The sequence below is a fragment of the Rhodoluna sp. genome (genome assembly GCF_044239955.1).
Lineage (GTDB): Bacteria > Actinomycetota > Actinomycetes > Actinomycetales > Microbacteriaceae > Rhodoluna.
This window is the reverse complement of the sequence record NZ_JBIIAL010000005.1, coordinates 46,204-59,443: the sequence shown is the minus strand read 5'-3', so window position 1 is coordinate 59,443 and position 13,240 is coordinate 46,204. Positions and strand designations below refer to the sequence as shown.

Sequence of the window (13,240 nt, the reverse complement as noted above, 5' to 3'; positions counted from 1 at the left end):
GGGTCGCTACCTCTTCTACAAAGGAGTATGAACAAATGGCAGTTCGCGAACTAAAAAACTTCATCAATGGAAAATACGTTGAGGCTAGCTCCTCCGAAAGATCCGATGTTGTCAATCCAGCTAACGGAAAGACTTACGCCACCGCAGCAGTTTCTTCGGAAGCTGATGTTGCAAGTGCCTACAAAGCTGCCGAAGCTGCATTCGAAGTGTGGAGTAACTTCACTCCATCCGAACGTCAGCTAGCGCTATTTAGAATTGCCGATTCTCTTGCTGCAAGAAGCGGCGAAGCTGCCGATGTTGAATCTGAAAACACCGGTAAGCCAAGACCGACTCTTGTTGAGTATGAAATGGATCCATCGGTTGACCAAATTCGTTTTTTCGCGGGAGCTGCAAGAAATCTAGAAGGTCGCGCTACCGCAGAGTATGCCCGTGATCACACTTCTTCTATTCGTCGCGAGCCAATTGGTGTTATCGGTCAAGTAACTCCTTGGAACTACCCGCTAAACATGGCGGTTTGGAAATTTGCTCCAGCAATTGCAGCTGGAAACACCGTGGTATTGAAGCCATCGGATACCACCCCCGCCTCAACACTTTTACTGGCAGAAATCGCAGCCGAGCATTTGCCTCCTGGTGTATTCAACGTTGTGACTGGTAACCGCGACACTGGCCGCGCCATGATTGAAAACGAAATCCCACAAATGGTTTCTATTACTGGTTCGGTTCGTGCCGGTATGGAAGTTGCTAAGTCAGCTGCAGCTGATGTCAAGAAGGTTCACCTAGAACTTGGCGGCAAGGCACCGGTAATTGTCTTCCCAGATGCTGACTTGCAAAAAGCAGCAGCTCAGATTGTGGTGGCAGGTTATTTCAACGCCGGTCAGGACTGCACTGCGGCTACCAGAATCCTTGTTCACGAGAACGTGCATGATGAGTTCCTCGCGCTGCTAGTTGCAGAAGTTAAGGCCAACGCTCAAACCGGAGATCCAAAGCGCGATGACATCCTGTTTGGTCCAGTCAATAACGCAAATCAACTGGAGAGAGTAAAGGGCTTTATTGACCGTCTGCCTTCACACGCGAAGCTTGAAACCGGAGGCTCTCAGCTTCCAGGAGACGGTTACTTCCTAGAGGCAACTGTTTTGTCAGGCCTACAGCAAAAAGACGAGCACATCCAAAACGAAATCTTTGGTCCGGTGATAACCGTTCAGAAGTTCAAGGATGCCGATGAGGCTATGAGAAACGCCAACGACGTGAAGTATGGTCTTGCTGCGAGCGTATGGACCTCGAATCACACCACCGCAATGCGCTTTAGCAAGGGCTTGAACTTTGGATGTGTTTGGATCAACACCCACATTCCACTTGCTGCCGAGATGCCACACGGTGGTTTCCGTCACTCCGGTTACGGAAAAGACCTTTCTATGTATGGCTTTGAGGACTACACCCGTATCAAGCATGTCATGAGCTACATCGGGGACTAATCCACAACCTAGAAACATATTCACTAAACCTGCCTCAACCTGAGGCAGGTTTAGTTTTATGCAATGGATTTGGTATTTGCCCTCGATGCTGATTGGCCTTGGTTTTGGATTCTCAAGTGGCTATTGGCAGCTAGCACTCATAAGCGTTCTGATGGTGCTGATACTTTTTGGAACTCAAGGCTATAAAAACCGCTATCCGCAGTTTGATGAAAACAGCGTGGTCCACGTATCCAACGCCTCGGTTGCCATCGGCAACCGAGTGCTACCGAGGTTTCAGTTTCTCTGGAAAGCGCAATGGCATCAGTTACTCATTGCTGAGATTTCGCGCGCATCAGCAGGAGATTACTTTGCCCAGGCTCTTGATCGAATCCGGCAAGAGCGCTTTCGCGTAATTAGGGCAACTGGCGAACTATCGAGCTGGATTGGGGTTAGGGAAAACAGGGAACTGACTCTGGACTTGGTTTCCGATGGCCCGCATCTAATAATTGTCGGCCCCACCGGATCTGGTAAGTCGGAATTTCTAAGGCTATTGATTACCTCGCTTCGTGCAACGCAGGATTTCAAACTTGCACTCTTTGACTACAAAGGCGGCGCAGCACTTGAAGAGTTTGCTGCAGACGCGGTTGGTATGGCCACCGATTTAGATCAGGAAAGTCAGCTGGAACTTTATGCGCTGCTAGCTAGCGAGCTAGCAAACAGGGAGCGGTTATTTGCCACTGCCAAGTGCTCGAGTATCGAACAGTATGTCGCTACCGGCAATTTGCTACCAAGGTTGGTAGCTGTGGTGGATGAGTTTGTTGCTGCTTTAGCAAGCGGCCCAAAGGCTCTTGCAACCATTGAAGATATTGCAGCACGTGGCAGGTCCCTAGGGATACACCTGGTGGCGGCAACCCAATCACTTAGTGGGGTATCGCGTGCGATGCTTACAAACCTGCGGGCCAGGGTAGTTATGCACTCTTCCGATCCGATCGATATGGTTCAGCTTGGAATCAACCCAGGAAAACACAAACCACTAACTGTTGCGGGTTGGGCGAGTGCAATTATCTATTGCGGCACCAATCAGGCTGAGAGCTTTAGCTTTCCCTTAGGGGTTAGGCCAGAGCCTTTGACAGCTCTGTCGCCTTCATCGAGTGAGCAACTGCAACCGGCTCGCTCACAAGCGCTCCGTCAAATGTATTCAAACCAAGAGCCAGGGCTGGGTCTGCCGCAAGAGCCTGCTTCCAGCCCTGATTCGCAATTGCTTTCACGTATGGCAAGGTTGCATTCGTCAAAGCATAGGTAGAGGTGTGTGGCACTGCTCCAGGCATGTTTGCTACACAGTAAAAAACAGTGTCGTGGACTTTAAACGTGGGTTCTGCGTGAGTAGTGGGCTTGGAATCTTCGAAGCAACCACCCTGGTCGATTGCAATATCAACTAGCACAGCACCTGGCTTCATTTTCTTGACCAGCGCATTGGTCACAAGTTTTGGCGCCTTGGCTCCTGGAATCAAAACTGATCCAATAACTAGGTCAGCGTCTAAAACCGCACGCTCAATTTCAAAAGTGTTGCTAGCGATTGTTTTTAGTCTTCCGGCGTAAAGGGCATCAAGTTCACGCAAGCGATTTAGGTTGGTGTCCAAAACTGTTACCTCGGCACCCATTCCAACTGCCACTGCCACCGCGCTGGTTCCGGCAACACCGCCACCCAAAACGACAACCTTCGCAGGACGGGTTCCAGGAACTCCACCAAGTAGCATTCCGTTACCCCCGTTTTGGCGAAGCAAAGTGCTAGCTCCAACAAGCGGTGCTAGGCGACCGGCAACTTCGGACATCGGTGCAAGTAGAGGTAGCTGGCGAGAAAGAAGTTGAACTGTCTCGTAGGCAATTCCGGTTACCTTCTTATTGATCAGCTCTTCAGTTAGAGGTAAATCTGCGGCGAGGTGGAGAAAGGTAAAAAGGGTAAGGCCTTCGCGCAGCATCGGATACTCCGACTCAATAGGCTCTTTTACTTTTAGAACTAGGTCTCCAGCGGCCCAAGTCTCGCTTGCGGAAGCGGCAATTTTGGCTCCGGCGGATTGGTACTCCTGATCTGAAATGGCAGAACCAAGACCAGCGCCAGCCTGGACGGTGACCTGGTGGCCGGCAGAGACAAGCTCGTGCACTCCAGCTGGAGTAATTGCCACACGATACTCGTTGTTCTTGACCTCTTTAGGAATTGAGATCTTCATTTGGCTCTCCTGATTGCTAGATGGCAAACCCCGATGGGCGCCTTTAGAAGAATACCTGCTCGTGACAAGTTGCGTCAGGGGCAATTTTGGTCCCCATTGGCCCACAACACGCCAAAAAATCTACCTTCAAAATGGCGGTTTTTTGGCTTTTGGAGGAATATTTTGTGGCAGGATAAAGTCCAAGGGTCTGGGACAACCCAGCTCTTTCCTTGTTCGCCTTTATTTCTAGGAGTAGCCAATAATGAAAGATCCAAACTCTCTCCCACAAGACCCGATGCTTGCCCAGCTTGTAAGAATATCTCGAACGAGGGTTACGCGAAGAACCGCAATAGCGGGAGCAGTTGGCGTCGGCGCGGCTATTGGTCTGGCTGGCTGTGCTTCTGATGCATCAGATTCAGAGAATGTTTTGGTTTGGAATAACTGGCCAGGATATATGGACTTGTCAGAAGATGAACTATCTCGGCCAACTCTTGATCGCTTCCAGGAACAAACAGGTATCAAGGTTGAATACCTAGAGGAATACAACGACAACGAAGAATGGTACGGAATCAACCGAAACGAACTCATCGCAGGTAAGGATGTTGGAGCGGACCTTATTTGCCCAACGGACTGGCTAGCGGCTCGTTTGGTAACTGATGGACAAGTCCAGAAACTTGACGCTGCAAACATTCCAAACAAGTCAAACATCGCTCCTGCTTACTTGGGTGCAGCTTATGACCCAAACCGTGACTTCACAGTTCCTTACCAGGGCATCTTGGGAGGTATCGCTTACAACAAGGAGCTTTACAAGGAGCTGACCGGTAAGGATGCACCAAAGACTGTTGAGGACCTTTGGGCGCCTGCGCTAAACGGACGTGTTGTTCTAATTTCCGAGATGAGAGACACCATTGGTGTTATTGCTCAGTCCAAGAACATCGACATTGCTGATGCTTCATCACTCACCGAAGACGCTTTCAATGGAATCATTGACGATCTAGCCGCTCTTTACGCTGATGGCAAGATTAGGGCCTTCGCCGGTAACGAGTACATGGACGGCTTCGCTAACGACGAGTACGTGGCGGGTATCGTTTGGTCTGGTGACGTAGTACAGATGAACTTCAGTGCTGGTTTCGAAAAGTTCGGATTCTTCTTGCCTGAGTCTGGTGGAACAATCTCCGCTGACATGTTCACTGTTCCATTGGGAGCTACTCACAAGAAGAACGCTGAAGCCCTTATCAACTACTACTACGACCCAGTAAACGCTGCAGAGCTTGCAGCATGGGTGAACTACATCACACCAGTGGTTGGAGCATACGAGGCTGCAATTGAAATTGATCCTGAGTTGGCTGAAAACAAGCTAATTTTCCCGGACGAGGCATTCCTAGCTTCCACTCATGCATTCCGTGCATTGACAGCTCAGGAAGAGCAGTCATTCGCAACCGCTTGGGGCAGAGTTCAGCTGGGCGCTTAGTTGGCCGTCGAGTTCGTTGCTAGAGGTGCAGACCTAGAGCTAGTTGGTATCAGGAAAGAATTTCCTGGCTTCGTTGCTATCGAAGATCTTGACCTAAAGATCCCTGCTGGTGAGTTCTTCGCACTGCTCGGACCTTCCGGTTGCGGAAAGACCACAACGCTGCGCTTGGTAGCAGGTCTTGATTCGCCAACCAAGGGCAAAATCTTGATCGGTAATCAAGATGTTTCCAGCATGAAGCCCCACGAGCGCCCGGTAAACACCGTGTTCCAAAACTATGCACTGTTTCCACATATGTCCGTTTTGGAAAACGTGGCTTTTGGTCTTCGTCAGAGAAAAGTTAGTGACCCACTTCCAAAAGCAACCGATGCTCTCAAGTTAGTTGAGCTAGAGCACCTCGGGGACCGCAGACCCACCCAGCTTTCTGGGGGACAGCAGCAGCGAGTTGCGCTCGCTAGAGCCTTAGTCAACCGTCCATCACTTCTGTTGTTGGATGAGCCTCTTGGTGCACTGGATCTAAAGCTAAGACGTCAAATGCAAGTCGAGCTAAAAGCTATTCAGATGGAAGTTGGCCTTACTTTCTTGCATGTGACCCACGACCAAGAAGAAGCCATGGACATGGCTGACACCGTGGCGGTTATGAACAAGGGCCGGATCGAGCAGATGGGCGCACCTGAGGCACTTTACGAAAGACCAAAGACATTGTTTGTGTCCAAGTTCTTGGGTCAGTCCAACATCTTTGTTGGTGACGTAGTTGAAAGCTCAGGCGACTCGGTAAGCATCAGTGTTGCAGGAAGACAAATTAAGGTTCCAACAAACCGCGCCGAGAAGACCAAGGGAACAATTGCAATCGGTGTTAGACCCGAGAAGGCCATCTTCCACGAAGACGCAGAGCCAGCTGCTAATGCTGGACTCAACATTGTTGGCCCGGGAGAAATTATTGACATCAGGTTTACCGGCGTTAGTAACCAGTACCTAATCGATATTCCTAACCTGGGTGAGATAACCGTGTTTGCTCAAAACATTGGTAAGTCTCCAGTTACTGAGCTTGGTGCCATGGTTTGGGTTAGCTGGAAGGTTGAGCACAGCTTTGGGCTTGCTGATCTTCCTGAAGTGAAGCCCAAAGGTAACTAGCAATATGACAGCCCAGGTATTGGTCAAGAAAGTAAAGACCGCAGGGAAAAAGCCAAACTCAAAAATACTGCTTCTTCTTTTGCTACCTGGGCTTTTTTACCTAGGCCTGTTTTTCATCACACCATTTGCCTCTTTGATAACTACATCACTTCAGGCACCGGTTCCAGGTGGTGGAATCGGCCAATACCAACCTGGTTTGGAATTTGGAAACTACGCATTCGTATCCACCTTGTATTTTGAAAACATCATTAGATCTTTTGTTTATGCGACGCTGGCGACTTTATTGGCGCTGGTAATCAGCTATCCGATTGCCTACTTCATTGGGGTAAAAGCCAGAAACAAGCCTGTGTTGCAGGCACTGCTTCTAACCTTGGTTATAGCCCCCTTCTTTATTAGCTTTTTGCTTCGCACCTTTGCTTGGAAGCAAGTATTTAGTCAGAACTCTTGGATCTCCACCGTTCTAAGAGATCTTGGCCTAATGGCAGAAAACGAATTCCTTTTGGGCTCATCCTTTGTAGTTATCTTTGGTCTTACTTACAACTTCATTCCTTTTATGACTCTGCCGCTTTACACAAACCTTGAGCGTCTCGACACAGCCTTACTTGAGGCAGGTAGTGATCTTTACGCAAAGCCGGCCAGCACTTTCTGGAAGGTGACTTTCCCGCTGTCCATTCCTGGAATCACCTCAGGGACTCTTTTGACTTTTATCCCTATTGCAGGTGACTACGTCACGGCCAGCGGTAACTTCCTAGGAAGCCCTAGCACCTCGATGCTTGGAAACGTCATTGAATCCAACTACATTGGCTTTTTGGACTTCCCGAGCGCATCGGCGCTATCGGTGCTTTTGATGGCTGCGATTGTTGTTATGGTCTCGGTTTACATTAGGCGAACGGGAACGGAGGACCTACTGTGAACAAGTTCAGCTTGGGAAAGTACCTACTACCTACCTATATCTCGTTGGCATTTATCTTCCTTATGTTCCCAATCGGTTACACCTTCGTATTTTCTTTCAACGACCCATTCAAGAACACCCCCGGCTGGCAGGGCTTCACTTTTGATAACTGGACTGGCGTCTGTAACAACGAAGCTGTGTGTGAGGCATTTGGCAACTCCGTTCTGATTGCAGTTACCGCAACCATTGTTTCCACAATCTTGGGAACCATGCTTGCAATTGCGGTTACCAGGTACGAATTCAAGTTCCGATCAGCTACTAACTTGCTTTTGTTCTTGCCACTTGCTACCCCCGAGGTAGTTATGGGCGCAGGTCTTGCGGCACAGTTTTTCAACGTCGGTATCCCACGTGGCATTGGAACAGTAATAATTGGGCACATTCTTTTCACTATTAGTTTCGTAGTAGTTACAGTGAAGGCCAGAATTGCAACCTTAGATCCAAAGCTTGAAGAGGCCGGCAGAGATCTTTATGCACCGCCTGCTCAGGTGTTTATGAAGATCACTTTCCCGCTGCTACTTCCTGGAATCATGGCAGCAGCACTGCTGTCTCTGGCGCTTAGCTTTGATGACTACATCGTGACAGCTTTCAACTCCGGCTCCGAGATTACTTTCCCGAAGTACGTTTACGCAGCTGCGTTGCGAGGAATTCCGCCGGAGGCAAATGTGATTGGATCTGCGGTGTTTATCTTTGCAATTGCCCTGGTGCTGGTGTTCCAGCTCGGTGGCGCGCTAAAGCGCAAGAGAATTGCAAAACTAGCCAAATAGGGCTTTTGCCGCGTCGCTAAAGTGATCGGTGTGACGCTTAACATCTTCCAGCGTCGTCGCAGGCGAAATAAGCGCCATGTTGTGAAACGGTGTCATTAGCACGCCTCTGTTTATGGCATGCAAGTGCAGGTACTGCTGCAGCTCGAAATCATCAGCATCGGCTGCCTCTTTACCGGTTCTTGGGGCGGTTGACCTAAAGCTGTATTCTGCTCGGCAGCCAAGCTGGCTTACCTGCCAAGGAATATTGAACTCATCGATTATTTCTTGAACATCGTTGGTCCAAATGGTGCAAAGCTGCTCCATGCTTTGGAACGCTTCTTCGGTAAGTACTTCGGTAAGTGTTGCGCGAATGGCAGCCATCGACAGCGCATTTCCTGCCAGGGTTCCTCCAACACCGCCGACATCGATGTGCTCAAGGTGCAAGCTGTCTGCGATTCTCTCGGCAAGTTCTGCACTCATACCGAAGGTTCCAGCTGGTATACCCGCGCCGATGGTTTTTCCAAGTACAACGGCATCTGGACGCACACCGCGCCTTCTGGTCATTCCGCCGATGCCTTCAGAAAGAGTGTGGGTCTCATCATGAATCAAGATCACGTCGTACTTGGTCGCAAGTTCTCTTAGACCTTCTAGGTAGCCAGGCTCTGGAAGCACAATTCCAATGTTTGTCATTGCGGGTTCAATCAAGGCAGCCGCAATTTCTCCAGAGGCAAAAGCTGTTTCTGCTGCAGGCAGGTCATTGAAAGGTACGACCCAGGTGGTTTCACTCAGCTCAACCGGAGCGCCGATGTTGTTGGCGCGGCTAACGGTTAGACCTTGCTCGTCGAGGTTCGCAAAAGTTTCATCAACGGTGCCGTGGTAGCAGTAGTCATGAATCAGAATCTTTTTACGGCCAGTGATGTGTCTGGCGTAGCGGATGATGTGACGATTAGCGTCGGTTGCGGTAAGTGTGAATTGCCACTTCTCCATTCCAAAACGATCGGCCAGTGTTTGTGCGGCAATTGCGGCATCATCGGTAGGCAGCATAAAGGTGATGCCCTTATCGAGCTGCTTCTTTATTGCAGCAACAGACGCGTCAGGGGAGTGACCAACCATTGCTCCGGTGTCACCTAGGCAAAAGTCCACGTAGTCATTGCCATCTACATCGCTAAAGTGAGCACCTTTGGCGCTAGCCACATAAACCGGATATGAGCCTGGCCACTTTTTCATCCAAGACATGGGAACACCATTCATCATGGGCCCGGCAGCTTTTTCGTGAAGCTTCTTGGATTCTGGATGGGTGTTCACAAACAGCTCTAGCTCTTTGGCAAAGAGCTGCTCTAGGCGTCGGGGATCGGCAAAGGAGGTCATTGGTATTGCCTAATTAAAGGGAGGCGATGCCAGCTTCGACGATGTCCAGTGCTTGATTCAGCAGGGCATCCGAAATAGCTAGCGGAGGTAGGAACCTGATCACGTTTCCATGGGTTCCCGCGCTCAGAATCACCACTCCGTGGCTGTGAGCGTATTTAGAAACTGTTTCCACAGCTTTGGCGTTTGGATTCATAGTTCCAGGCTCGATAAATTCGATTGCCTGCATTGCTCCACGACCGCGGACATCACCAATTACTGGATACTCGGACTTCATTTTCTTTAGTCGAGAAGTAAGAATTTTTTCGATGCGCTCGGCCTGCTCAAGAACCCCTCCAGCTTCCAATTGGTTCAAAACTGCAACTGCTGCTGCCGCAGCAACTGGGTTACCTCCATAGGTGCCACCAAGGCCCCCAGGGTGAGATGCGTCCATGATTTCGGCTCTTCCAGTAACGGCCGAAATTGGCATACCGCCAGCAATACCTTTAGCGATGATCACTAGATCAGGCTCGAAACCTTCTTCCCATTCGCTCGCAAACCATTTTCCGGTTCTTGCGATACCGGATTGGACCTCATCGGCGACCATGACAATTCCATTTTTGGCTGCCCAGTCGGCGATGGTTTTCAAAAAGCCTGGAGCTGGAACAATAAATCCACCTTCACCCTGGACCGGTTCGATGATCACAGCAGCGAGACTTTCTGCGCCAACACGCTTTTCCATATATGTAATTGCTCGACGAGCAGCTTCTTCTCCAGTCATGCCGGCTGGGTCACGGAACGGGTAAGACATCGGAACATGGTGCACACCAGGGGCAAAAGGACCGAATCCGTTGTTATAAGGGTGTGCTTTGAAGTTCATGGCCATAGTTAGATTCGTTCGGCCATGGTAGCCGTGGTCGAATACGGCAATCTCGCCTCGACCAGTGTATTTGCGAGCAATCTTTACAGCGTTTTCAACGGCTTCGGCTCCAGAGTTGAATAGTGCTGAGCGCTTTTCGAACTTTCCAGGAGTTCTGCGGTTCAAGATTTCGCAGACCTGAAGGTAAGGAATGTAAGGGGTTACGGTGAAAAGAGAGTGTGTCAGCTTCTGGACCTGCTCCATAACAGCATCAACTACTTGTTGGTTAGTGTGACCAATGGTGACAACACCGATTCCACTTCCAAGGTCAATTAGTTGATTGCCATCAACGTCAACCAAAACGGCTCCGTGAGCTCTTTCGATGTATACCGGCAACATGGTGCCAACGCCGTGGCTAACTTCTTGTTGCTTCATTTTGTGGAATTGCAGGGACTTTGGCCCTGGAATAGCGGTGACTAATTTGAGTTCTTGGGTGATTTCCATGGTGCTCCAATTCTACGCCTGCCCAATTGATAGCCCTAGCATGCCATTATTGATAAATGCGCCACGTCATAATCCTTGGATCTACCGGGTCAATCGGGACCCAAGCCATCGAGGTAATCAACAAAAACCCTGACAAATTCAAAGTAGTTGGACTAGCCGCGGGTTCCAACTCTAAGGACTTAGAAGCGCAACGGGAACATTTTGGGCTCGCTTCATCCCAGGCAGTGCTGGGTGCAGATGCTGCCACAAAGCTGGTTTCAGAAACTAGCGCTGATGTTGTCCTAAACGGCATAACAGGCTCAATAGGTTTAGCTCCAACTCTTGCTGCCCTTCGAACAGGAAAAACTCTTGCCTTAGCCAATAAGGAATCGTTAATTGTTGGTGGGCAGTTAGTCAAAGAGTTGGCTTCCCCCGATCAGATTGTTCCGGTTGATTCTGAACACTCGGCAATTGCCCAGTGCCTTCGTTCGGGGTCTTCATCGGAAGTTAAGAAACTAATTCTTACCGCCTCCGGTGGACCATTTAGAGGTTTTACCAAAAATCAGCTGCACGCTGTAACTCCCGCACAAGCTCTCGCTCACCCAACCTGGGTTATGGGTCAGGTGGTAACTACTAACTCAGCTTCGATGGTGAACAAGGGGTTGGAGATTATCGAAGCTCATTTGTTGTTTGACATACCTTTTGAGCGCATCGAGGTTACTGTCCACCCACAATCCGTTATTCACTCGATGGTGGAATTTATTGATGGTTCAGTTATTGCCCAGGCATCGCCACCAGATATGAAGCTTCCAATTGCTTTGGGGCTTAGTTGGCCTGAGCGTGTAGCCGAAGTTTCCGAAGCCGTTGACTGGAGTAAATCTCACAGCTGGCAATTTGATCCGCTCGATGAAAGTGTTTTTAGCGCGGTGAGATTGGCAAGACAGGTCGGAAAACTTGGTAAAAGCTACCCGGCTGTGTACAACGCGAGTAACGAACAGGCCGTGGCGGCATTTCATGCTGGGTTGATTACTTTTGATCAAATAACAGATCTGATAGAAAGAGCAGTGGAGGCCCACGAACCGGATTTGCAGTTGAGTCTGGAGAGTGTGTTGGCAGCGGAGAAGTGGGCGAGGGATCGAACCGATGCTCAGATTGCTAAGGCCTGCTAGTTTCCCCAGAATGTAAATGGCCAAGCTGGCTTAGTCGGTAGCGTGAAGTAGATTGGTTTTGTGAGCGAAACCCTTTGGTACCTGGCTGGAATTGTTTTCATAATCTTCGGCCTTGCAGTTTCTATCGGATTGCACGAGCTCGGCCATCTGATTCCCGCCAAGGCCTTTGGCGTAAAGGTAACCAAGTACATGATTGGTTTCGGGCCAACTCTGTTTTCTAGGAAAAAAGGCGAAACCGAGTATGGAGTGAAGGCCATCCCATTGGGCGGTTACATCGCAATGTTAGGGATGTATCCGCCGGCAAAGAAACCAGAAACCAAGACTGGCTTTTTCCCGGACATGATTGCCCAGGCAAGACTTGCCCATTCTGAAGAAGAAACACCCAAGGACAAAAACCGCAAGTTCTACCAACTCCCTGTTGGTAAGCGCATGATCATCATGCTCGGTGGGCCCTTCATGAACCTCGTGCTTGGTGTTGTGTTGACGGTGATTTCTTTGTCGGGTTTTGGCGTCTTTCAATCTTCTCTGAAGATTGATGCCGTTTCGGTTTGTCTAGATTCGACGCAAACCAATTGCCCCGTTTCAAAGCAAACACCAGCTCACATAGCTGGATTGATGGCAGGCGATGAAATTGTTTCTGTTGCAGGCAAGCCAGCGGAAGATTGGGTGCAGATCAGGCAGATACTTTCCGAAACCCCAACTGTTGAGCTGGAAGTCAAAAGATCAGGTGAAATAGTTGCGCTAACAGTTAGCGCAGTTATCCAACAGAGGCCGCAGTTTGATAACCTCGGCAACCCGATTCTTGATAGCAACGGTGAAGTCGTGACTGCACCACAACCATTTCTTGGCGTTTTTCTCGCATCCGAGAGAGTTCCAGTTTCAATTGGCACATCCTTAGAGGCCTCCGGGCAGATGATGTTGCAAATCGGTCAGTTGATTTTGCAACTTCCGCAAAAAGTTTTTGAGGTTACAGCTTCAACCCTTGGCTACGGTGAGCGCGATCCAAATGGACCGATTTCGATTGTTGGTATTGGTGCCATCGCCGGTGAAGTGGCTGCTTCGGACCAAGCTGAGTTTTCTGACAAGCTCGCAACTGGTATTTCGATTCTTGGCTCATTGAATTTTGCACTTTTTGTTTTCAACATGCTGCCTCTTCTTCCCTTAGACGGTGGTCACGTAGCCGGGGGTGTTTACGAGAGCATAAAGCGTGGCGTCTACAAAGTGTTGGGAAAGAAAGATCCAGGCCCTGCGGACACTGCTTTATTGATGCCACTTACCTGGGTTGTGTTTATTGCGCTTATTGCGGTATCGCTTTTATTGATTACCGCTGACCTAATCAACCCAATATCCCTTTTCGGCTAGAGCAATTTCAATAAAATCAGTTTGCCTGCGTATGCTTAAAGGGCAAGAGAACTTCATTCGAGGAGCAA

The 13,240-nt window shown here is 49.5% G+C and carries 10 protein-coding genes and 1 pseudogene; 8 read left to right on the top strand and 3 right to left on the bottom strand.

The window, feature by feature from the left end:
• Positions 1–35: 35 nt before the first annotated feature.
• Positions 36–1,472: a gamma-aminobutyraldehyde dehydrogenase gene (locus AC9UFE_RS03385; RefSeq protein ID WP_509545629.1), complete on the top strand. Its 1,437-nt coding sequence runs from the start codon at positions 36–38 to the stop codon at positions 1,470–1,472.
• Positions 1,473–1,530: 58 nt separating this feature from the next.
• Positions 1,531–2,205 (top strand): annotated as a pseudogene (locus AC9UFE_RS03380) (FtsK/SpoIIIE domain-containing protein); the annotation flags it as partial.
• A gap of 358 nt (positions 2,206–2,563) precedes the next feature.
• Here the strand turns inward: AC9UFE_RS03380 and ald are convergent.
• A complete protein-coding gene (gene ald / locus AC9UFE_RS03375; RefSeq protein ID WP_509545625.1) occupies positions 2,564–3,679 on the bottom strand; it encodes an alanine dehydrogenase in 1,116 nt (371 codons plus the stop codon).
• Positions 3,680–3,920: 241 nt separating this feature from the next.
• Between ald and AC9UFE_RS03370 the strand changes: the two genes are divergently transcribed.
• The 4 genes from AC9UFE_RS03370 to AC9UFE_RS03355 are packed head-to-tail and all read left to right on the top strand — an operon-like array spanning position 3,921 to position 7,976.
• Positions 3,921–5,129, top strand: a complete 1,209-nt coding sequence (locus tag AC9UFE_RS03370; RefSeq protein WP_509545623.1) for an ABC transporter substrate-binding protein — start codon at positions 3,921–3,923, stop codon at positions 5,127–5,129.
• The gene (locus AC9UFE_RS03365) at positions 5,130–6,260 is read left to right on the top strand and encodes an ABC transporter ATP-binding protein (protein WP_509545621.1); all 1,131 of its coding nucleotides are present in this window, start codon (positions 5,130–5,132) and stop codon (positions 6,258–6,260) included.
• 4 nt (positions 6,261–6,264) lie between these two features.
• Positions 6,265–7,173 (top strand): ABC transporter permease, encoded by a 909-nt coding sequence (locus tag AC9UFE_RS03360; RefSeq protein WP_509545619.1) that lies wholly within the window; start codon positions 6,265–6,267, stop codon positions 7,171–7,173.
• A complete protein-coding gene (locus AC9UFE_RS03355; protein ID WP_509545617.1) occupies positions 7,170–7,976 on the top strand; it encodes an ABC transporter permease in 807 nt (268 codons plus the stop codon). Before AC9UFE_RS03360 ends, AC9UFE_RS03355 begins: the two co-directional genes overlap by 4 nt.
• Here the strand turns inward: AC9UFE_RS03355 and AC9UFE_RS03350 are convergent.
• Positions 7,965–9,323 (bottom strand): transaminase, encoded by a 1,359-nt coding sequence (locus AC9UFE_RS03350; protein WP_509545615.1) that lies wholly within the window; start codon positions 9,321–9,323, stop codon positions 7,965–7,967. The two genes, AC9UFE_RS03355 and AC9UFE_RS03350, sit on opposite strands and share 12 nt — an antisense overlap.
• Positions 9,324–9,336: 13 nt before the next feature.
• Positions 9,337–10,662 carry a 4-aminobutyrate--2-oxoglutarate transaminase gene (gabT, locus tag AC9UFE_RS03345; RefSeq protein ID WP_509545613.1) on the bottom strand — a complete coding sequence of 442 codons (1,326 nt, stop codon included), beginning with the start codon at positions 10,660–10,662 and terminating at the stop codon, positions 9,337–9,339.
• Positions 10,663–10,718: 56 nt separating this feature from the next.
• Between gabT and dxr the strand changes: the two genes are divergently transcribed.
• Together dxr and AC9UFE_RS03335 are read left to right on the top strand one after the other, a co-directional pair.
• Positions 10,719–11,810 (top strand): 1-deoxy-D-xylulose-5-phosphate reductoisomerase, encoded by a 1,092-nt coding sequence (gene dxr, locus AC9UFE_RS03340; RefSeq protein ID WP_509545611.1) that lies wholly within the window; start codon positions 10,719–10,721, stop codon positions 11,808–11,810.
• A gap of 60 nt (positions 11,811–11,870) precedes the next feature.
• A complete protein-coding gene (locus AC9UFE_RS03335) occupies positions 11,871–13,172 on the top strand; it encodes a M50 family metallopeptidase (protein WP_509545609.1) in 1,302 nt (433 codons plus the stop codon).
• The last annotated feature ends 68 nt before the right edge of the window (positions 13,173–13,240 follow it).

Excerpts from the sequence above, each read along its gene's own strand:
- AC9UFE_RS03385 (WP_509545629.1), top strand. The coding sequence starts at position 36 with ATGGCAGTTCGCGAACTAAAAAACTTCATCAATGGAAAATACGTTGAG.
- ald (WP_509545625.1), bottom strand. The coding sequence starts at position 3,679 with ATGAAGATCTCAATTCCTAAAGAGGTCAAGAACAACGAGTATCGTGTG.
- AC9UFE_RS03370 (WP_509545623.1), top strand. The coding sequence starts at position 3,921 with ATGAAAGATCCAAACTCTCTCCCACAAGACCCGATGCTTGCCCAGCTT.
- AC9UFE_RS03360 (WP_509545619.1), top strand. The coding sequence starts at position 6,265 with ATGACAGCCCAGGTATTGGTCAAGAAAGTAAAGACCGCAGGGAAAAAG.
- AC9UFE_RS03350 (WP_509545615.1), bottom strand. The coding sequence starts at position 9,323 with ATGACCTCCTTTGCCGATCCCCGACGCCTAGAGCAGCTCTTTGCCAAA.
- gabT (WP_509545613.1), bottom strand. The coding sequence starts at position 10,662 with ATGGAAATCACCCAAGAACTCAAATTAGTCACCGCTATTCCAGGGCCA.
- dxr (WP_509545611.1), top strand. The coding sequence starts at position 10,719 with ATGCGCCACGTCATAATCCTTGGATCTACCGGGTCAATCGGGACCCAA.